The organism is Pseudomonas sp. Con_6 (assembly GCF_059379395.1).
This window is the reverse complement of the sequence record NZ_CM182011.1, coordinates 3,146,747-3,166,722: the sequence shown is the minus strand read 5'-3', so window position 1 is coordinate 3,166,722 and position 19,976 is coordinate 3,146,747. Positions and strand designations below refer to the sequence as shown.

Below are 19,976 nucleotides of genomic sequence, written 5' to 3'. Positions count from 1 at the left end.
CATCGACCGACGGCGCTTGATGCAGATCAGAAAGCCACCACCCGGCTTGAACTTGACGATTGTCAGAACCGTATCGGGAGGCCGGGTTACAACGGTTGCACCAGGCACGGGTCGGATCACCGGGAGACAACATGAACCGTCAGCAAACCGAACAGCCGCAAGCATGTGACCACCGGGTGGAACGCCTTGATGACGGCTCGCCAGTGCTGATCCGCCCCCTGCGCGATGAAGACCACGACAGGGACCAGCATTTCCTGAGCACGATTGCCTATGAGGCTCGACGTTTTCGTTTGATCGCTGGGCTCAGTGGTGGCTTCCCTGACCTGGATCCATCCGGTATGCCTGTCGATGACCATCAGCGCGTGGCCTACGTCGCGCTGGCTCATGCAGACGGCAAATTGCACCAGATCGGCGTAAGCCGTTATGCCGGTATTCCCGGCAGACAGCGATGCGAATGTGCCGTGGCAGTCAATGAGCAATGGCAACGTAAAGGCTTGGGCAGGCGGCTGATGCAACACCTGATCGCGGCAGCCCGACGCAATGGCTATGAATGCATGATCTCCAGGGACCTGGCCAACAACTATGCCATGCACCGGTTGACCAAGGGGCTGGGGTTCACCTGGCATTACCTGGGCGGCGACGTCAGCGAGATCCTTCACGAATTGGACCTGCGCCCTTGAACGACAAGGCCCTTGCGGGCCTTGCGCTTCACCCCTGGGAATGCTCGGGCGAAACCACCAGCACACTGCTGGACAACCGATGCATCACCCGCTCCGCAGTGCTGCCGATGAACCCGCCAATGCCACGATGGTGATAGCTGCCCATCACCAGCACATCGATCTCGTTGCTTTCCATGAACAACGCCAGGACCTTGGCCGGATCGCCGACCCGCATGTGCCGTTGCTCGCGGCCAATCCCGTTGCGCTCGGCCAGCGCCTGGAAGGCTTCGCCCTGGGCTTCATGAAGGGTCCGGGCGAGATTGGAGTCGAACAGATACGAAGGCTCCCGGCCTCCTGCTGCGTCGAGGTACATCGATCCCAGGTCGTAGACATAGAGCAAATCGACGTGAGCATTGCACTGCAATGCCAGTTTCAGCGCTTCGCTGATGATCTGGTCGTTGAACCCTTCGTATTGATCTTCGGGCCTGGACAGGTCCACGGCAGCGAGGATCCTGCGCGGCAAGGCATGGCTGGCCTGGTGCACCAGGTGCAACGGGATGCGGGTTTCGCGCAACAACTGGATATCCAGTGAAGTGAACATGGCGCGCATCCACCACGACTCATGCTCGAACGCTTTGATCAGCATGGCGAACGGCTGCTCGCGCAGGTGCACCAGGATCTCGTTCAAGGGGTGCAGTACCCACACCACTTCGGTGGTCACCGTAATACCCGTGCGCCGCATCGGCAGCGCCTGGGACTCGAGCCACTCGCGGTGTTGCCGCACATACCCGTCGCGCAACGCCGCCAGGGCCTGGTCATTCACCAGGCCCGCCGTAGCGAGCCCTTCGAGGTAGTCGAACGCCACGATGTGCAGCGCCATGCCCTTGGCTTTGGCCAGCGCGGCGGCACGGTCGTAGACCGGGGTTCGGCGCATCAGCGGCGAGGCGATCAGTAGCAGTCTTTGCGGGGTTTCCATGGCACACCTCTACGGTTGCGATACTTCCCCAAGCATCTGTCGCCCGTGTTCTGCCGACTTGATGTTTATCAACTCGAGCCCTGCAGACCAACGGTATGTCCGATGCCGCGCAGGCTTGACCCGGATCAAGGTTTCGAGGCATGCAGGGCGCACGCTGTCCCCTGGCAACCACAATCCCGGCCCCGGAGGCATGTCATGGTCCTCATGAAAGCAGCGGTGTTCGTCGACAAGAACCGTATCGTGCTGGACGAAAAGCCCATACCCGACATTGGCCCGCTGGATGCCTTGCTCCGTATCACCACCACCACGATCTGCGGCACCGACGTGCATATCCTGCGCGGCGAATACCCGGTGGCCAAAGGCCTGACCATCGGCCATGAACCGGTGGGCGTGATCGAAAAGCTTGGTGCACAGGTTCAAGGGTTCCATGAGGGACAGCGGGTGATTGCCGGGGCGATCACCCCCAGCGGCCACAGCACTGCCTGCCTGTGCGGCTGCGCCTCCCAGGACGGTGCAGGCACCCGGCATGGCTTCAAAGCCATCGGCGGCTGGAAGTTCGGCAACGTCATCGATGGCTGCCAGGCCGAATACGTTCGAGTGCCTGAGGCCATGGCCAACCTCTCGCCCATTCCCGACCGGCTTAGCGACGAGCAGGTACTGATGTGCCCCGACATCATGTCCACCGGCTTTTCCGGCGCCGAACGGGGCGGCGTCACCCTTGGCGACACAGTGGCCGTGTTTGCCTTGGGCCCGATCGGCCTCTGCGCGGTCGCCGGTGCCAGGCTGCTCGGCGCGACCACCATCATTGGCATCGATACCGTCGCCGCACGGATCAGCATGGCCCGCCGCATGGGCGCCGACCACATCGTCGACTTCAGGCAAGGCAACGTGGTGGATCAGATCATGGCGCTCACCGATGGCCGAGGCGTCGACGTGGCGATCGAGGCACTGGGCACCCAGGCCACCTTCGAATCGGCGCTGCGGGTACTGCGCCCGGGCGGCACCCTGTCCAGCCTGGGGGTGTACAGCACCGACCTGAGCATTCCCCTGGGGCCGTTCGCCGCAGGCTTGGGTGACTACCGCATCGTGTCCACCCTGTGCCCTGGCGGCAAAGAACGCATGCGCCGGCTGATGGAGGTGGTCTCAAGTGGCCGGGTCGACGTTTCCCCGCTGGTGACGCACCGCTTCCGCCTTGACGACATCGAGTCTGCCTACGACCTGTTCGCCCACCAGCGCGATGGCGTGATGAAAGTGGCGATCACGCCCTGAACTTCGCTCCGCTGACCGGCAGGGACGCCTTCGCGTTGCATTGATCTGCAGTTGTCTTGTCCCTGCATGTTCTGGAGGCGCCGATGAACATCTACGTCGAGAAGCACACCGAACACAACCGCTGGTGGGTCCGCATGGATGACTGGCGGGTAAGCTTCAACTCGTCCACCGAGGCCGAGCAGTTCGTCGAACGGCTCAACGCACGCCTTGACGCGCCGCATTCGCCGGACATGCTGGCGCATAGTACGACCCGCACGGGCGTGGCCGCTTGGGCTCTTCTTCGATATACGAAGGAGTCCTGAAGATGCCTGGTCAACTGAAGGTCACGCTGCTGGAGGAGCCCGCTTCGTCGACCATGCCCCCTCCGATCCACTTCAAGCCGCTGGCGACCCTGTGCAGGGAATGCCGGGTCAACGGCTTGTGCCTGCCCACCGGCCTGCCCGTGCACGACAATAGCTGCCTGGGAACGCTGATCGGTCCTCGCCTGCGAATTCGCAAGGGCGCCGCGCTATACAACGCCAATGATGCGTTGACCACGCTCTACGCCGTGCGCTGCGGCAGTTTCAAGACCAGCCTGACTACCCCCGAAGGCCAGGGGGTGGTGATCAACTTCTGGATGCCCGGTGACGTGCTTGGCCTGGATGCGATTGCCACCGATCGCCACGTCTGCGACGCCATCGCCCTGGAAGACAGCGAGGTCTGCCCTGTCCCCTATCGCCGCCTGGAAGCCCTGGCCCGGGATTTCCCGGTCCTCCAGCAAAGCCTCAACCGCTTGATGAGCCGGGAAATCGTGCGTGAGCACGAACGTGTACTGATGTTGTGCAACCTGACCGCCGAACAACGGCTGGCCAGCTTTCTGATGGGGCTGTCCAGACGCTTCGTCCGCCGTGGTTACTCGGCCCATGGCTTCGTGTTGCGCATGTCCCGCGAGGACATGGCGTCCTACCTTGGCCTGCGCCTGGAAACCGTCTGCCGGTGCGTCGCTCGCCTGCGTGCCCAGGGCATCGTCGAGCTCCGCGGCCGGCTGGTGGAAATACTCGACCTGCCGGCATTGATGGCGATTGAGCTAGGGGCCCCGACTGGGAGCGCAAACGCCCCATCAGGACGTCATGTCCGACACCCTGAGCCTTGGCAATGACATGGTGGCGCGGGCGGGCCGTCCCTCGTCCAGCGCTCCGCTCACGGCAGTTCGCCAATACGATTCAGCTCGCGCTGGAGTTGCTCGCGATCAAGGTGATCGAAGGCCAGTGCGAAGAACGCCACGCAGCGCGACTCGATCCGCGCCAGGGTAGCGCGGAAGGCAGCGTCGACCGACGCCTCGTCACCCACTTCCTCAGAGGGATCCTCAAGCCCCCAATGCGCCTTCAACGCCGGACCGAAGTACACCGGGCAGGTTTCGCCGGCAGCTTTGTCGCACACCGTGATGACGATATCGGGTGGATTGCCCGCAAAGGCATCGTTGCCCTTGCTGTACAGGCCGTCGGTCGAAACATGGGCCTGCTCGAGCGTGCTCAGGCTGCGGGGCAACACCCGGCCCTTGGGGAAACTGCCCGCGCTGATCGCCTCGAAACCCGCCGGCGCCAGGTGGTTGAACAGCGCTTCGGACAGAATGCTGCGGCAACTGTTGGCCGTGCACATGAAGAGGACTCGCATGGAAGGTTCCTTGGTTGATGGCGGACGTCAGAGGTTCAGGCGCAGAGCCAGGGCCGAAAGCGTGATCAGCAAGACCGGCAGGGTCAGCAGGAGGCCGGTCTTGAAGTAGTAACCCCAGGTGATGCGCACACCTTTGCGCGCCAGCACATGCAGCCAAAGCAACGTGGCAAGGCTGCCGATGGGCGTGATTTTCGGGCCCAGGTCACAGCCGATGACGTTGGCGTAGATCATCGCTTCGCGCACCAGCCCTTCGGCTCCGCTGGCCTGGATCGACAAGGCACCGACCAGCACACTGGGCATGTTGTTCATCACCGAGGACAACAGCGCGGCGATCAACCCGGTACCGATGGCCGCGCTCCACAGTCCCCCTTGGGCGAGCCGGTCAAGTACCTGGGTGAGCAGATCAGTGAGGCCGGCGTTCTTCAGCCCGTACACCACCAGGTACATGCCCAGCGAAAAGACCACGACCTGCCAGGGCGCCTCGCGCAGCACACGGCGGGTCGAGATGCGCTGACCGCGTGCGGCCACGGCAAACAGAACGACGGCGCAGACGGCGGCCACCGCACTGATGGGGATGCCCAGCGGCTCCAGGGCAAACAGGCCGACCAGCAACGCCAGCAGCACCCCACCCCCGACCTTGAAGGTGGCGCGGTCCTGAATCGCCTCACTCGGCTTCTTCAGCGCAGCGATCGCGTACTGCTGCGGGATATCACGGCGGAAAAACAGGAACAGCACCAGCAAGGTCGCCATCACACTGACGAGGTTCACCGGCACCATCACCGAGGCGTATTCGGCAAAGCCCAGGCCGAAGTAGTCGGCCGAGACAATGTTCACCAGGTTGGAGACCACCAGTGGCAGGCTCGCTGTATCGGCAATGAAGCCGGCGGCCATGACGAAGGCCAGCGTCGCGGCGGGCGAGAAGCGCAGTGCGAGCAACATCGACATGACGATGGGCGTGAGGATCAGCGCCGCACCGTCGTTGGCGAACAGCGCCGAAACGGCGGCGCCGAGCAGCACGCAGAAAGCGAACAGACGGTAGCCACTGCCGTTTGCCCAGCGCGCGACATGCAGCGCGGCCCACTCGAAGAAACCGGCCTCATCCAGCAGCAGGCTGATGATGATGACGGCGATGAAGGTGGCGGTGGCATTCCAGATGATCGCCCACACGGTGGGGATGTCCTGCAGGGAAACGGCACCGACCGCCAGGGCAATGAACGCCCCCAGGGAAGCACTCCAGCCGACCCCAAGTCCTTTGGGTTGCCAGATGACCAGTGTGAGGGTGAAGACGAATACAGCAAGAGCTACCAGCATGAACATCTCGTTGAGTAGTGATCAACAGCAGGCGGAATCACGAACGGGGCGGCCATCCATGCACTTCAGTCGCAGGGCGTTGTCAGCCAGCCATTGCGCGTTGGCTTGCAAGGTCACCTGCAGCATCTCGTGGACCCAGGCCGGCAATTCCGGATTGAGGCGGTAATACACCCATTGGCCCTGGCGGCGATCCAGCAACATGCCATTGCTGCGCAATTGCGCGAGATGGCGGCTGATCTTGGGTTGACTGTCGGCCAGCGCGCACATGAGTTCGCACACACAGAGTTCTCCCAGGCTGGCGATCAGCAGGGTGGCGCGAGCGCGCGTCTCATCGGACAGGCTTTTGAAGACTTCGGGTGGCGTGATCATGGCAGTACCGAAACATATGGAAAAACAAATATATGGGTATCCATATATTCATGCAAGAAGCCTCCCTCAGCGTTGCTCGGGAAGCAGTCCCGGCTGACGTGAACACTCCCGTGGGCGTTCCAGTCTCAGCCCCTGTTAACATGCGCCCCGTTACACCCCTTTTGAAACCGCAGGACATTCCATGCTCTACGTTGTCATGCTGGGAGGACGCCATCCTCGCGCCAGCATCGAAGTCCACGACGTGCTGTTCGCCCAGGCCGACTCGCTGGAACACACCTACCCACAACTGCGCGCCGACTGGTTCGGCAGCCCGAAGGGACTACACATCGATTCCTGGCTGGAAGTCGACGGTGTCGAGGGCTATCGCATCGAATTCAGCCAGGCCGCTCCTGCACCTGGGGCCATGCGCCTGTTCTTCCTGAATCTCGGCGGATACGAGCGGCAGGTGTTCGGCGAAGCACATCGCTACCTGCTGGTGATCGCGCCTGATAAAGCCACGGCCAAGCAGCTGGGCAAGCAACGCATGGGTGCAGGTTGGTTGAAACCCCACACCGACGCGGTCCTCGATGTGGACGATTGCCTCCCCGTCGACCTGGTGGCCGGACGGTATGTGCACCTGGTCGAAGGCGAACATCGTGGGATCGTGCAGCACAGCGATTACATCCTGATCTGACGAGAAGATCGTTCAGCCCCCCCACTCGACTCACGGACGACAAGCATGCAGATACGCAAGATGACTGACGATGACCTCCCGGACGCCAGCGCCCTGTGTCTGGAAGCGTTCAGGCTGGCAGTGGCGCCCTCGCTTTCCGCGCAAGGCGTGGAAACCTTCGGCAAAGTGGCCGCGCAGCAAGCGTTTGCCGAACGAATGGCAGGTGACAACCTGATGCTGGTCTGTATCGCAGACGGAGCACTGACCGGGCTGATCGAACTGAAGGAAGGGCGTCACGTGGCGATGCTGTTCGTCGCACCGGCCTGGCAGCGTCGCGGTATTGGCACGCGCCTGATGAATGCCGCCCTTGAGCACGTCAGCGCTGATGTGTTGACGGTACGCGCCTCACTGTCTTCAGTGGCCGCTTATGAACGGTACGGTTTTGCCTTGGCGGGAGATGTCGGCGAGTTCGCCGGGCTGGTCTATCAGCCGATGGAGAGGCGACGGGTCAGCTGAGGGGGTGTTTTCGACCCAAAGCGAATGTTCGAAAGGGCAGCAATCGACCCATAGCGGCCCTTCTTGGAGGGCCACTCACGACCCAAAGCTGACATTGGGACGCAATGCTATGAATCGAAAGCAGCCTCTCCATTCATCCTGGCAACGCATGAACCTGGCCTTTCCTTCCAAGCCTGGATGCCCGCCCGCGCTTACAACAAAAGACATTTCCTTTGCCGCCTAAAAGGGTATTTATGCTGCGTCCGGGATTGTCAGCTCGCTACAACGGAGCACGCACCTGGTCCCGCCACTGCGAGGGCAGCATCCCATACGCTTGAGAGAACTGCCGATTGAAATGTGACAAGTCAGTAAACCCGGTCTCATACGCCACCTGCGTCACCGGGTTCGCCGTGCTTTCCAGCAACCAGCATCCCTGCTCCAGCCTGACTCGCCGGTAATATTCCGAAGGTGTCACTCCAAGGTGCTTGGTGAACAGACGCGACAGTTGCCGCTCACCGATGTTCGCTTTCTCGGCAATTTCCGCAATCGACAATGGCGCACGGATATATTGATGCATCAGGAACACTGCCCTGCGCACCTTACCGTCTAGCGCAAAGGCCTTCGAGTCCGAATGCAGCAAGGGGATCTGCGGATGGTTGGCCCCGCGCATCTGGTCCGAGATCAGGTGCCTCAGGCTCTTCGTCGCGCGGTCAACGCCGCAATGCCGGCTGACCAGATAAAGCGCCAGATCCATTGTCGATGTGCCACCCGCGCAGGTGATGATGCCTTTGTCGACGATGAATATCTCATCGGTCACGGGGATCGAGCAGGGGAAGTACTCCTGGAATTCGCTGTAGTGATACCAGTGAACGCTGGTGTGCACGGCGTCCATCAACCCCGCCTTGGCCAATGCAAAGGAACCGGTGCAGGCCCCCACCACCACCGCTCCGCTCGCCTGGGCTGCGCGCAAGTACTCCAGCACCCGGCGATCATAGTCCAGAGGCCGCGGCACTCGCCCGCCCACTACCACGATGTAGTCGAACTGCGCTGGGTCCTCCAGCGCGGCCTCCGGCCGTACCTCCAGCCCGCAACTGGCCTTGAGCATGGACCGGTCGGCAGCCATCAACCTCCAGCGGCACAGTACCTGATCACTTTTGTCGCCTTTGTCGGCCGCGTGCCGCAATACCTCGACGAAGCCGGAAAACGCCATCAGGGTAAAACCCGGCAACAGCACAAACCCCACCGACAGGCCAGGCACGCTCACGCTCGGCAGATGATCGTCCACCGGAGAGGGGAAATTCACCTTGGGGGTGTCCATCGTCAGCATCCTCATACCTGATGTCCGGATAATACCTGCTGATGTCGGCTGTGTACTCATTCTGCCGCAACCTTCCCCCCTATGATTTTTCAACGGGCAAGCCTGAGCCCGGCCATAAATCCAAGACCGCACCCCTGGAAGCGTTCATGACCCAAGACATCAGCCTGCTCAATACCGTCATCGGCCCCGTGATGCGTGGCCCCTCCAGCTCTCATTCTGCCGCACCCTACATGATTGGCCGAACCGTGCGGGAACTGGCGCTCGGCCCTGGGGAGCGGTTGAAATCGGTGGTCATCCGTTTTGACCCTTCTGGCTCGTTCGCCGAGGTATACAACAACCAGGGCAGCGATGAAGGCTTTGCGGCCGGGCTGGCGGGCGTGGCGATCACCTCCGAAGCGTACAGGCAGGCCTTGCAACACGCTTGCCGAGGGGAAGACTTCGAGTTCGCCATCCGCATTGGGCCGCTGGATCGTAACGACCATCCGAACCGGGTCGATCTGCACGTCTGCGTCACTGGCATCCATGCCCAGGAACGCACCGATGTGTTCGAGGGCGTGTCGCTCGGCGGCGGCACATTTCTGGTTACCCACCTCAATGGCCAGCACATCAATGTGGACGGCGCCGCGTACACGTTGATTGTCGAACACGAAGTTGCGGCAACAGGCGACCTGTTGCCCTACCTTGAAGGCGCGCAGGTTGCGGAGCAGCGCGCGCTCGAAGGCATGAGGCTCTACGCCCTCACCGTCGCGCCATCGGCCCGGATGCTCGCCGACCTGCGCGGGCTGGCTGGCCTGCGCAGGGTGCGCCTGGCCAGCCCCACCCAGGAAGTGGTGTACAACCGCGAACGTACCCTGCTGGGCGCCAGCGAACTGCTGCAACGTATAGCTGCGGACGCTGACCTGGCCGATTATGCGATGGCTTACGAATGCGGCCGGCTCGGGCTGGACCTGGCAGCCGTCCAGCAGCGCTTCGATGAACGCGTGCAGTTGATGGCCGCCTCGGTGGACGCCGGCCTGGCCAAGGAAGACAGCGCCGGCATGAAATACCTGCGCCCGACGGCCCGCCGATTTTCCCGCACCCCTCTTCCGGAGCCGCTGGAAACCAGCTTCCTCAAGACCGCGATCGCCGGCGCACTGGCGGCCATGGAAGAAACCACCAGCCGCGGCGTCGTCTGCGCTGCGCCCACCGCGGGTAGCGCCGGAATCGTGCCCGGTTGCTTGCACGCACTGCGCGCGCTCGGAGCCAGCGACCATGCGCTGAGCGACAGCCTGAAAGTGATGGCGCTGATTGGCGCGCTGTTCGCGGTGCGCGGCTCCTACGCCGCAGAAACGGGCGGCTGCTCCGTGGAAACCGGCACCTCGGCAGCCATGGCGGCGGCCGGCATCACTCACTACTTCGGTGGTACGCCGGCGCAGATCCTCGCCGCCGCGTCCATCTGCCTGATGAACACCTTGGGCCTGATCTGCGACCCGGTGGGTGGCGAAGTGGAGATCCCCTGTCACGCCCGCAACATCGCCGGCGTAGGCCATGCGTGGAGTGCCAGTACTGCGGCACTGGGCGGCTTCGATGCGGTCATTCCCTTCGATGAACTGGTCGAGCAGACCGTGAAGGTAGGCAACATGATGCACCCCGACCTGCGCTGCACGGCGCGCGGCGGTTGCGCGACCACGCCCTCGGCGCTGCGCCTGGTCGCTGTCAAGAACCTGGGAGCCTGAAGCATGGAAATCATTGAACTGGCGGGCGTACACGCAGAAGGCGAAATTGGCCGGGTGCTGATCAAGGGCGCACCCGCTATTCCCGGACACACACTTCGCGAAAAGATGGATTACCTCAATCACGTGGATGACAGCCTGATCCGGCGCTGCCTCTTCGAACCTCGCGGTTCGGCCAACATGACCGTGAACCTGCTGCTTGAACCGGTGGATGCTTCGGCGGACATCGCGTTCATCCCCTTGCAGCCCGACGGCGCCCACGCACTGTCTGGTTCCAACTGCATCTGCGTGGCCACCGCCGCCCTGGAAATGGGCACGATCGTCATGCACGAACCGCTTACCACGGTGGTGATCGAGACCCCGGCCGGGCGGGTGGAGGCGCGGGCCGAGTGCCGCGCCGGCAAGTGTGAACGGGTAACGGTGAAGATGGCGCCCAGCTTCGTCGAGCACCTGGACCACCCACTGGAGGTGCCCGGCCTTGGGCAACTGAACGTGGATGTGGCCTATGGCGGCTGCTTCTTTGTGCTGGTCGAGGCCGAGCAACTAGGCGTGCGCCTGGTGAAGCAGGCGGCGCGACGGCTGGTTGAACTGGCCGCCGTCATCAAGCAAGCCGCCCGGGAGCAGATTCACCTCGCGCAGCGCCCGGAAATGGGCACCTGCAAGATCGAATACGTGATGTTCACCGACAACGAGGACGGCAAACGGCTGAACTGCAACATCATCCATCCCGGCCGCGTCGACCGCTCACCTTGCGGCACCGGCAGCGGTGCACGGCTGGCGACCCTGCACCGACGTGGCCTGGTGGCACTGAACCAGCCCGTGACCTTCCACAGCCTGATCGGCAGCACGTTCGAGTGCCGGATCGTCGAGGAGGCCGAACCCCTCAGCGGCAACATCACCCATGAAATCAGCGGCAGGGCCTGGCTCTACTCCCACGAGAAATACTGGGCAGATACCAAAGACCCCTACGCCTGCGGCTACGTGCTCTCAGACACCTGGGGGCCGGATGCCGACTAGATAGCCACCACTTACACGCAGCACGACCACCTGCCAGGCCGGCCTTGTGACCGGGCGACGGATTCGCTCAACCCTGAAAAACCGATCCACACCCTTTGACCCGACGCCAACTATAAAAACAGCGAGGCACACCATGAGTACAGTCGTTACTGGATACTCGGATTCCGTTTCACCCGGCTCGATCCCCTTCGATGACGCGCCGCTGCGGCGCGTACACGTCAAGGCGATTGCCGGCGGCATGGGCGGCCAGTTCACCGATGGTTTCATCATCGGCATGATCGGCATCGCCCTGAGCATGGCCGCCGGTGACCTGCACCTGAACAATTTCTGGACAGGCTTGATTGCCGCTGGCTCCCTGCTCGGTATTCTGTTCGGCAGCTTGCTGGCCGGCTCGGTGGTCGACAGTATCGGCCGCAAGGGCATCTACAACCTGACGATCTGGGTGTTCGCCGTTGCTGCGGTGCTGCAATTCTTCGTCACTTCCCCTGAGCAGTTGCTGGCGTTGCGCCTGGTGCTAGGGCTGGCGATTGGCGCCGACTACGCGGTCAGCCTTTCGCTGGTCAGCGAACTGGCACCCAAGCGCCATCGCGGTCGTATCATGAGCGCCGTGATGATTGCCTGGGTAGCGGGCTTTGTGTTCGCCTACTTTGCCGGTGTGCTAATAGAAAACATGGGGGAAGGCGCATGGCGCTGGGCTCTGGCCAGCAGCTTTGTTCCGGCTGCGGTCACTCTGCTGATTCGCATGGGCACGCCTGAATCGCCGCTGTGGCTGATCTCCAAGGGTCGCCGGGAGGAAGCGCAGGCCATCGTCGAACAGCACATGGGCACCGATATTGCACTGCCGGAGCAAAGCGCCGTACAGAAGAAGGCCGGTTGGGCGCAGTTGTTCAGCCGTACATGGCGCAAGAACGCTTTTGTGGGCGCTGCGTTCTACTTCTGCCAGGTGATACCGTTCTTTGCACTAGGCACGTTCATTCCGCGGGTGCTGGAAGCAATCAAGGTGGAGAATAGCGAGGCGGGCTCGATCATCTACAACATCTTCCTGTTCGTCGGCATCCTGGCCGGGTTCTGGATTGTCGACAAGATCAGCCGTCGTGCTTTCCTGATCGGCAGCTTCTACTTCTGCGCCGCCGTGCTGCTGGTGCTAACCCTGTGGGCGGGCATGCCACCGTTGCTGGCAGTGGTGTTGTTCTCGGCGTTCGCGGTGGTGATGTCGGGGTGTACGGTGCTTGAGTATGCTTATCTGCCCGAGCTGTTTCCGACTGAATTGCGGGCTTCAGGGATTGGCTTCTCGGTGGCCATGAGCCGGCTGGGTGCAGCGGGCGGGACCTTCCTGCTGCCTATCGTGATGGAGACCCACGGCGTACAAGCAACGCTGGGCATCTGTATTGGTGCGCTGGTGCTGGGCGGGGTGATCTGCCAAGCGTTTGCGCCGGAGCCTGCACGGGCTTGAAGCAACGCGTGTGATGCCCCCGGCCAGGGGAAGCGCTTAAGTCGGGGTCAGAAGCAGGCAGCGGTAATGTCTGCTTTTGGCCGATTTCATTCTTTCGTGAAGGGCAGTTGAGGGTCGGTTAGCGACGGTCATATCTCGACCGTCGCTATACGCTTTCAGACCTCCGTCTGCTCCGCCATTTCCAATGCGTCATCGACCTCAATACCTAGGTATCGCACCGTGCTTTCAAGCTTTGTATGACCGAGCAGGAGCTGAACTGCTCTCAGGTTCTTCGTCCTGCGATAGATCAGTGATGCCTTCGTACGTCTCATCGTGTGGGTGCCGTACATGGCTGGATCAAGGCCAATAGCTTTTATCCACGCTTGACGATTCGGGCGTACTGCCGGGTGGAGAGATGCGCTGAGGCGTGTAGCCGGCTTGTAAAAAGACAATCCTCGCTGTGGAGATGGGCTTGATGTATCCAGGCCTGTAGGGCCAGCCGCGTTTGCTCTGTAATCTCAAACTGCACGGGCCGCTGAGTTTTCTGCTGCATCACTATCGCTCGCGATGACACGTGCTCCCCATGAGCAACGTCGCGTACGCGAAGCTTGGTCAGATCGCAGGCTCGTAGCTTGCTGTCGATGGCCAGATCGAAGAGAGCCAGGTCACGGGTTCTCTCTCCAATTTGAAGCCTTACTCGGATAGCCCAGATATCTCTCAGTCGGAGCGGGGCTTTCTGCCCGACCAATTTTCCTTTGTTCCAGGGCTGACGGCCGCAGATTGCGATGATGCTCATGGCAAATCCTCCACGTGTGGGAGGACAAGGATGGTGAGCCAGAGCAGCGGTCGCTAACGACCCGAAACAGACGGTAATCGCCAACCCCACCTAGGTTCTGGAGAATCCCTGCCATGTGTCCAATGGGGCAAGCGGTAGCCAGATACAGACTTCGAACCCATCCGGTCGGCCTGCTGCCGGCGAGCAAAGCGTCATCCTGGCGTTTACCCCCTGCACGATGGTTTTGACAATCGCCAAGCCCAGCCCTGAACCGCTGATCTCGCTATGACCGCGCACAAATCGCTCGGTAAGGTGCTCTAGTACCGACTGCGGCACCACCGGGCCGCTATTGATAACCCGTAGTTGTGCCTGTTCGGTGAGACTGACCTCGACCGGCTGGTCCGTTGCACCATATTTCAGAGCATTCTCAATCAGGTTGCGCAACAGAATGCCAAAGGCGTCCGGATCAATGATCGAGTACACGCCGGTCTGGCTTGGCAACTGCAATTCAACGCGCTGTCCGCTGCGCTGGTTCCACTCCTCCACTCCATGAGCAAGCAAGGGGATCAGGTCTTGTGGCGTTTCAGACAGCAGGCCGCCGCCCTCAGCTTTGGCCAACTGCATGAGCTTTTCCGAAAGCCGCGAAAGCTCACGCAATGAGCTCTCGATCTTCTGCGCACGCATTCGCAACGGGCCTTCAGGCGCTTCGTGATGTAATCGCTGGATCTGTGCCAGAGTCGATGCCAGCGGTGTACGCAGTTCATGTGCGCTGTTGGCAGTAAAGCTGCGCTCAGCCTCAAGCGCATTGCGCAAGCGCTCCAGCAGGTGATTGACCGCCTCAGCCAACGGATCGATTTCTGCTGGCAAGTACTCCACCTTGATTGGCGACAGATCACCCACACCCCGCGCCTCAATGGCGCGCCGGTAAGCCAGCACACTGCGCAGGCTGAAACGCACAAACAACCAGGTACCCAACAGGCTGACAGGAACCAACGCCATTAAAGGCAAGAGCAAAGCAAACAAGGCCTCCCTTGCGGCTTCACGACGATGAGCGAGCGGTTCGGCTATCTCGATGAACAACGTCTGGCGCAATGCACTGGCGCCATACAACCGGTACTTTTCAGAAGTGGTGAAGCCTTCCGTCGGTCGTTGATTGAAAATCCCCGGGTTGGCGTCGTGAGATTGCATCAGAATCTCGCCCTTGGCATCACGTACCAGGTACGTCAGGTATTCCTTGTGCATTTTCAGGGTCGCGACCTGTTGCGCAGTACGTGGCTCGTCCCGGTTGCTGATCTCCAGCACAGCCAAAGGCAGGATGCGCTGTGCGGTCTCTTCCAGCGCACTGTCGAACGCCTCGTTCAACTCATGTTGCACCACTAGCCAGGCGCCGACTGTCGCAACCAGCCAGAGCAACGTCGTACCCAGTGTCAGCCCTAGACCGAGACGTTTTTGCAGACTCGAGGACGGTCTCATGCAGATACCAACCGGTAGCCCATGCCCCGCACGGTTTCAATCAGGTCACGCCCGAGTTTTTTACGTAGACGACTGATGTAGACCTCGATGGTATTGCTCTCGATTTCGGCACCGAAGGCGTACAGCCGCTCTTCAAGTTGCGACTTGGACAGCAGCGCGCTCGGGCGTTGCACAAATGCCTCGAACAGCGCCCACTCCCGCGCAGTGAGGTCCACCGTCGCACTGCCACGTTGTACCGTGCGGGCGCTCATATCGACCTGCAAGTCTCCGAGTTTGATCTGTGGATTAGGGTTGCCGCTATAACGCCGGGCCACCGCCGCCACACGAGCCGAGAGCTCAAACAGATCGAACGGTTTAACCAGGTAGTCGTCGGCACCGGCGTTGAGGCCAGCGATACGATCGGATATCTGATCCTGGGCGGTCAGGATAATCACCGGAGTCACGTCCCCTGCCGACCGCTGTTGACGCAAAAAGTCCAGCCCGCGCCCGTCCGGGAGCATCAGGTCGAGCAGAATCAGATCGTAAGGCGTGGTGCGGACGCTGTTGCGGGCGTGGTCCAGCCGCTGTACCCAATCGACGGCGTGGCCGTCGTCGGCAATCTGCTCACGCACCGCATCGCCCAAGCCTGAGGCATCCTCGACCAATAGAACCCGCATTCGACACCTCCTGTGATGACTGTCGCGCCGCACCTTAACCACCTGACCTGAGATGAATCTGAAGATTCAGCTGGTTGTCAGGAACGCACCTTAGGGTATGCCACAGACGCCGATCCGGCAGGAGAAAGATCATGAAATCGGTTTTTATTGCCAGTGCGACGTTGTTGAGCCTTCTGCTCAGCGCTTACGCCTTTGCCGGCGACGACTGCAGCGACCCGATGAGCGAATGGCAACCTCGCGAAATCTTGCGTCAACAGGTAGAGCGGCAATATGGCTGGAACGTGCAGCGCATCAAGGTCGACGACGGTTGTTACGAGCTCAAGGGCCTGGACCGCAAAGGTAATGACATCGAAGCCAGCTATTCACCGGCATCGCTGCGCCTGCACACACTCAAGATCCACTTCCGCAGCGACGGCGAGGTCAAGGATTACCTCGGCAGGCTGCCCACCGAATGACACCTGACCTGCCGCTGCGTTTTCCTGCGCTTCAGGTTGTTGTCAGCAAGCAGGTTCAGGCTCTCGACGTAACGATCAAGAGGACACCTTCATGAAACAAATCATCGCAGCAATCTGCCTCGTCGGCGCCATTACCCTGCCGTCGCTGGCGCAGGCCCGGGAAGTGACCTTGACCACGCAGCTCAAGAACTACAGCGGCAACGAGGCGTACCTGGCGATCTACGTAACCGACGCCAATGGCCAATACCAGAAAACCCTCTGGCTGGCCGGGAAGAAGGCCAAATATTACAAACACCTCGGCGACTGGGCCCGTGGCAGCGGGATGAGCCCGAGCGAGTTCGACGGAGTCAGCGGCGCCAGCGTCGGCAGTGGGAACACGCTCAAAGTCAGCGTGGAACTGGCAGACACCCTGATTGACGCCGGGTATCAGATCCGCATCGACAGCGCCGTCGAGGACAAACGAGATGCCCGCGGCGATGTCAGCGTACCCCTGACGTCTACGGGCTCAGGCAAGCCGGCGACCGGCAATGCCTACGTCGACGCCTTTACTTACGATCTGTAGCACTCGCCACCGTCTGGAGGCTGAACATGCTTCGTCAATTCCATTCCATTCCTGGCCTGATCGCCGCCCTGTTGGTCATGGTATTGGCCATCAGCGGCGCAATCCTGGCTGTCGAGCCAACGATGGACCGTCTGCACAACACATCCACTTCTCCCGGAGAGCTCAACGTCGGCCAACTGGCCGGGCGCGTTGCCAAGCACTTTACCGGCGTGGAGCAGATCAAGCGTTCCGCGTCCGGCACGGTGATCGTCTACTACAACCAGAACGGCCAAGCCGGGGCGGAAAAGGTCGATCCACTGACCGGACAAGGTCTGGCCCCTTACGAGCCATCCGCGTTCTCCCGCTGGGTGAAAGACCTGCACCGCTCACTGTTCCTTGGCACTCCAGGCCATGGCGTGTCGGGTGTTGGTGCTCTGTTCATGCTGGTACTGTCAGTGTCCGGCGCGCTACTGCTGGCCCGGCGCCTGGGTGGCTGGCACAACCTGCTGCGGCCGCTGCGGGGCACGTTCAGCCAGCGCTGGCATGCTGAAGTCGGGCGACTGGCCTTGCTCGGGCTTTTGCTATCGGCATTGAGCGGGATCTACATGTCTGCCAGCACTTTTGGGGTGATCGCCGACGGCAGTCAACCTGAACCCGCCTTCCCCACCCACGTCAGCGCCGGCCCGACCTTGCCGGTGGACAAGCTGCAAGCCTTGCAGGCCACCGACCTGAACGACCTGCGTGAGCTGGTCTACCCGAGCCCCGACAACCCTCAAGATGTGTTTTCACTGCGCACGGCCCAGGGCGAAGGCTACGTTGACCAGGCCAGTGGCGCCTGGCTGTCCTATCAAGCCTACGACTCGATGCACAACCTCTATGAGTCAATCTACCAATTACATACGGGAGAAGGCCTCTGGTGGCTGGGCCTGTCGCTCGGGCTATGCGCTCTTTGCGTACCGTTGATGAGCGTGACCGGCGTGCTGCTATGGTGGCGTCGCCGCAGTGCTGGCCCGGCAATCCGCCACAACTGCCCTGCTCAGGTCGCGAACAGCGTGATTCTGGTAGGCAGTGAAAACAACAGCACCTGGGGTTTTGCCAAAACCTTGCACGACGCCTTGCACCAGAAGGGGCATCAGGTACACAGCGCAGCGATGAATGAATGGGCGGGCGATTACCGCAACGCCCAGCGCGTTTTCGTCCTCACCGCAACCCACGGTGACGGTAATGCGCCGGCCTCGGCTTCGCAGTTCCTTGCGCGGCTCGCCAAAACCGGTCTCAAGCCAGGCCTGCCCTTTGCGGTGCTGGGCCTGGGCGATCGTCAATTCGCTCAGTTCTGTCAGTACGCCCATCAAGTCCACGATGCAATGTTGCAGGCCGGTGGTTCCCCCTTGCTGGCGCTGGAAACCGTCAACCGACAGTCCCCTCAGGAGTTCGCGCGCTGGGGCCAGGCGTTGAGCGGTGTGTTGGGGCAGGAGCTGGCCCTGGTTCATACACCGCAGCAGCCGCAGACCCATTCATTGGAGCTGATAGAACGGATTGCCTATGGTGAGCAAGTGAATGCACCGACCCACGTTCTGCGCTTCAAAGCTGGCGGTGAACTGCCTCACTTTCTGGCCGGCGATCTGGTAGGAATTCTGCCCCCGAGCAGCCCGATCCCACGATTCTACTCGCTGGCCAGCGGTTCCCAGGACGGCGTGCTGGAGATCTGTGTCCGTAAACACAACGGTGGCCTGTGCTCGGGGTTTCTTCATGGCCTGGATATCGGCGCTCAGATCAACGCTTTCATCCAGCCCAACCCACAATTTCGTCCGGCATCGGGCACGCAACCGGTAATCCTGATCGGTGCCGGTACCGGTATCGGTCCTCTGGCCGGTTTTATCCGCAACAACAAGGCCCGACATCCAATGCACTTGTATTGGGGCGGACGCAACCCGGCTTCGGACTTCCTCTATGAACCTGAGCTCAACCAATACTTGTCAGACCGCCGCTTGACGGCATTGCGCGCCGCCTTTTCTCAGGCTCAGGACCGCAGCTACGTGCAAGACCGACTTATCAGCGATGCCCTGGCCTTGCGCCGTTTGATTGAAAAAGGTGCCCAGGTGCTGGTATGCGGCAGTCGCGAAATGGCCAAGGGTGTGATGCTGGCTCTTGATGAAGTGTTGGCGCCTCTTAACCTCAGCGTGCTGACCCTCAAGGCACAAGGACGCTACCGTGAAGATGTTTACTGAGCTGCAGCGCTATAGCCTGAACGGCGAAACCATGGGCACCCGCTACACCGCCCTGTTTTATGCCGGAACCGGGATCGATACCGACGAAGTCGGTCAGCACCTGGCCCGCGCCGTGGCCAGGGTGGACCAACAAATGTCCACCTGGAAGCCCGACTCCGACCTCAACCGCCTGAATGCCGCTCCCGAGCAGGTATGGGTAACGGTGCCCAAGGAGCTTGCCACGGTGCTTTCTGCTGCATTGCGCGTCAGCCAGCAATCCGGCGGCGCCTTCGACATCGCTGTCGGTGACCTGGTTAACGCTTGGGGCTTCGGCCCCGGGGAGCAGACCGTTACCGCGCATTCTATCGATACGACTACGCCGCCCGCCCGGCGATCAGCCAGCGACGCGCTGGTGGTTGAGCCGCATCACTATCGGGTGCGCAAGCGCGCGCCGCTGAACCTTGACTTGAGTGGCATCGCCAAAGGTTTTGGCGTGGATGAGTTGGCCCGTTGCCTGGAGGGATCAGGCATCACTCGCTATCTGGTTGGTATCGATGGAGAGATGCGCGCCCGAGGCACCAAACCTGACGGGCAGTGCTGGGTCGTGGCCCTGGAAAAGCCCAACCGGGGTGTGCGTGAGGTCATGGGCGTGATGGAGCTCAGCGATGCCTCGATCGCGACCTCCGGCGACTATCGACACTGGGTCGACGTGGCCGGTCAGTCCTATGCTCACACCATGGACCCGGCCACCGGCACGCCTCTGCGCAACTCGCTCGCCGCCGTGACCGTGGTGGCGGCTTCGTGCATGCTCGCCGACGCCTGGGCGACAGCGCTGATGGTCCTGGGCGAAACCGAGGGTCTGCGTCTGGCTCAGGAGCGCGGGATGGACGCGTTGTTCGTGCTGCGCGAGGGTGAACGATTCAAAGAAGTTTCCATTGTCGGCGGACAGTTGCAGGCACAGATTCAATCCCGCTAGCGTGGTATTTCGCAAGTAACACTCATATGA

The 19,976-nt window shown here is 61.5% G+C and carries 20 protein-coding genes and 1 pseudogene; 13 read left to right on the top strand and 8 right to left on the bottom strand.

The annotated features are described in order from the left end of the window. Positions 1-131 precede the first annotated feature (131 nt). Positions 132-680, top strand: coding sequence for a GNAT family N-acetyltransferase (locus tag AC5QPF_RS14145; protein WP_494963813.1), 549 nt, complete (start codon positions 132-134; stop codon positions 678-680). A 28-nt stretch (positions 681-708) separates the two neighbouring features. Here AC5QPF_RS14145 and AC5QPF_RS14140 read toward each other — a convergent pair whose 3' ends face one another. Further along, a complete protein-coding gene (locus tag AC5QPF_RS14140) occupies positions 709-1,635 on the bottom strand; it encodes a universal stress protein (RefSeq protein ID WP_494963812.1) in 927 nt (308 codons plus the stop codon). Positions 1,636-1,830: 195 nt separating this feature from the next. On the opposite strand from AC5QPF_RS14140, the gene AC5QPF_RS14135 reads away from it, so the two are divergent. The 3 genes from AC5QPF_RS14135 (at position 1,831) to AC5QPF_RS14125 (ending at position 4,042) form a co-directional block, all read left to right on the top strand. Beyond that, entirely contained in the window at positions 1,831-2,904 is a 1,074-nt protein-coding gene (locus AC5QPF_RS14135; protein WP_494963811.1) for a zinc-binding dehydrogenase, read from the top strand. An 83-nt stretch (positions 2,905-2,987) separates the two neighbouring features. Then, positions 2,988-3,206, top strand: a complete 219-nt coding sequence (locus AC5QPF_RS14130; protein ID WP_494963810.1) for a hypothetical protein — start codon at positions 2,988-2,990, stop codon at positions 3,204-3,206. Positions 3,207-3,208: 2 nt separating this feature from the next. Continuing rightward, positions 3,209-4,042 carry a helix-turn-helix domain-containing protein gene (locus AC5QPF_RS14125; RefSeq protein ID WP_494963809.1) on the top strand — a complete coding sequence of 278 codons (834 nt, stop codon included), beginning with the start codon at positions 3,209-3,211 and terminating at the stop codon, positions 4,040-4,042. A gap of 41 nt (positions 4,043-4,083) precedes the next feature. Here AC5QPF_RS14125 and AC5QPF_RS14120 read toward each other — a convergent pair whose 3' ends face one another. The 3 genes from AC5QPF_RS14120 to AC5QPF_RS14110 are packed head-to-tail and all read right to left on the bottom strand — an operon-like array spanning position 4,084 to position 6,237. After that, a complete protein-coding gene (locus AC5QPF_RS14120) occupies positions 4,084-4,557 on the bottom strand; it encodes an arsenate reductase/protein-tyrosine-phosphatase family protein (protein ID WP_494963808.1) in 474 nt (157 codons plus the stop codon). 27 nt (positions 4,558-4,584) lie between these two features. Continuing rightward, positions 4,585-5,868 carry an arsenical efflux pump membrane protein ArsB gene (locus tag AC5QPF_RS14115; protein ID WP_494963807.1) on the bottom strand — a complete coding sequence of 428 codons (1,284 nt, stop codon included), beginning with the start codon at positions 5,866-5,868 and terminating at the stop codon, positions 4,585-4,587. 21 nt (positions 5,869-5,889) lie between these two features. Then, positions 5,890-6,237 (bottom strand): metalloregulator ArsR/SmtB family transcription factor, encoded by a 348-nt coding sequence (locus AC5QPF_RS14110; protein WP_494963806.1) that lies wholly within the window; start codon positions 6,235-6,237, stop codon positions 5,890-5,892. A 181-nt stretch (positions 6,238-6,418) separates the two neighbouring features. On the opposite strand from AC5QPF_RS14110, the gene AC5QPF_RS14105 reads away from it, so the two are divergent. Both AC5QPF_RS14105 and AC5QPF_RS14100 read left to right on the top strand, forming a co-directional pair. Beyond that, a complete protein-coding gene (locus AC5QPF_RS14105; protein ID WP_494963805.1) occupies positions 6,419-6,910 on the top strand; it encodes a DUF1543 domain-containing protein in 492 nt (163 codons plus the stop codon). A gap of 45 nt (positions 6,911-6,955) precedes the next feature. Next, positions 6,956-7,405 (top strand): GNAT family N-acetyltransferase, encoded by a 450-nt coding sequence (locus AC5QPF_RS14100; RefSeq protein ID WP_494963804.1) that lies wholly within the window; start codon positions 6,956-6,958, stop codon positions 7,403-7,405. A 259-nt stretch (positions 7,406-7,664) separates the two neighbouring features. Here the strand turns inward: AC5QPF_RS14100 and AC5QPF_RS14095 are convergent, their stop codons facing one another. Beyond that, positions 7,665-8,702 (bottom strand): helix-turn-helix domain-containing protein, encoded by a 1,038-nt coding sequence (locus AC5QPF_RS14095; RefSeq protein WP_494963803.1) that lies wholly within the window; start codon positions 8,700-8,702, stop codon positions 7,665-7,667. A 146-nt stretch (positions 8,703-8,848) separates the two neighbouring features. Between AC5QPF_RS14095 and AC5QPF_RS14090 the strand changes: the two genes are divergently transcribed. The 3 genes from AC5QPF_RS14090 to AC5QPF_RS14080 all read left to right on the top strand — a co-directional run bounded on the left by AC5QPF_RS14090 (position 8,849) and on the right by AC5QPF_RS14080 (position 12,884). Further along, the gene (locus AC5QPF_RS14090) at positions 8,849-10,417 is read left to right on the top strand and encodes an L-serine ammonia-lyase, iron-sulfur-dependent, subunit alpha (RefSeq protein WP_494963802.1); all 1,569 of its coding nucleotides are present in this window, start codon (positions 8,849-8,851) and stop codon (positions 10,415-10,417) included. A gap of 3 nt (positions 10,418-10,420) precedes the next feature. Then, the gene (locus tag AC5QPF_RS14085; RefSeq protein WP_494963801.1) at positions 10,421-11,431 is read left to right on the top strand and encodes a proline racemase family protein; all 1,011 of its coding nucleotides are present in this window, start codon (positions 10,421-10,423) and stop codon (positions 11,429-11,431) included. A 238-nt stretch (positions 11,432-11,669) separates the two neighbouring features. Next, positions 11,670-12,884, top strand: coding sequence for an MFS transporter (locus tag AC5QPF_RS14080; protein ID WP_494963800.1), 1,215 nt, complete (start codon positions 11,670-11,672; stop codon positions 12,882-12,884). A gap of 155 nt (positions 12,885-13,039) precedes the next feature. Here the strand turns inward: AC5QPF_RS14080 and AC5QPF_RS14075 are convergent. From AC5QPF_RS14075 to AC5QPF_RS14065, 3 genes and pseudogenes are all read right to left on the bottom strand, one after another. Then, positions 13,040-13,659 (bottom strand): annotated as a pseudogene (locus AC5QPF_RS14075) (tyrosine-type recombinase/integrase). Between the two features lie 90 nt (positions 13,660-13,749). Next, the gene (locus tag AC5QPF_RS14070) at positions 13,750-15,111 is read right to left on the bottom strand and encodes an ATP-binding protein (RefSeq protein WP_494963799.1); all 1,362 of its coding nucleotides are present in this window, start codon (positions 15,109-15,111) and stop codon (positions 13,750-13,752) included. Next, positions 15,108-15,767, bottom strand: a complete 660-nt coding sequence (locus AC5QPF_RS14065; protein ID WP_489079307.1) for a response regulator transcription factor — start codon at positions 15,765-15,767, stop codon at positions 15,108-15,110. Before AC5QPF_RS14065 ends, AC5QPF_RS14070 begins: the two co-directional genes overlap by 4 nt. A 131-nt stretch (positions 15,768-15,898) precedes the next feature. Here AC5QPF_RS14065 and AC5QPF_RS14060 point away from each other — a divergent pair, with 131 nt between their 5' ends. From AC5QPF_RS14060 to AC5QPF_RS14045, 4 genes are all read left to right on the top strand, one after another. Next, entirely contained in the window at positions 15,899-16,222 is a 324-nt protein-coding gene (locus AC5QPF_RS14060; RefSeq protein WP_494963798.1) for a PepSY domain-containing protein, read from the top strand. Positions 16,223-16,313: 91 nt separating this feature from the next. Beyond that, positions 16,314-16,784 carry a DUF2271 domain-containing protein gene (locus AC5QPF_RS14055; RefSeq protein WP_494963797.1) on the top strand — a complete coding sequence of 157 codons (471 nt, stop codon included), beginning with the start codon at positions 16,314-16,316 and terminating at the stop codon, positions 16,782-16,784. Between the two features lie 26 nt (positions 16,785-16,810). Beyond that, positions 16,811-18,991 (top strand): PepSY domain-containing protein, encoded by a 2,181-nt coding sequence (locus AC5QPF_RS14050; RefSeq protein WP_494963796.1) that lies wholly within the window; start codon positions 16,811-16,813, stop codon positions 18,989-18,991. Then, the gene (locus AC5QPF_RS14045; RefSeq protein WP_494964171.1) at positions 18,981-19,946 is read left to right on the top strand and encodes an FAD:protein FMN transferase; all 966 of its coding nucleotides are present in this window, start codon (positions 18,981-18,983) and stop codon (positions 19,944-19,946) included. Before AC5QPF_RS14050 ends, AC5QPF_RS14045 begins: the two co-directional genes overlap by 11 nt. The last annotated feature ends 30 nt before the right edge of the window (positions 19,947-19,976 follow it).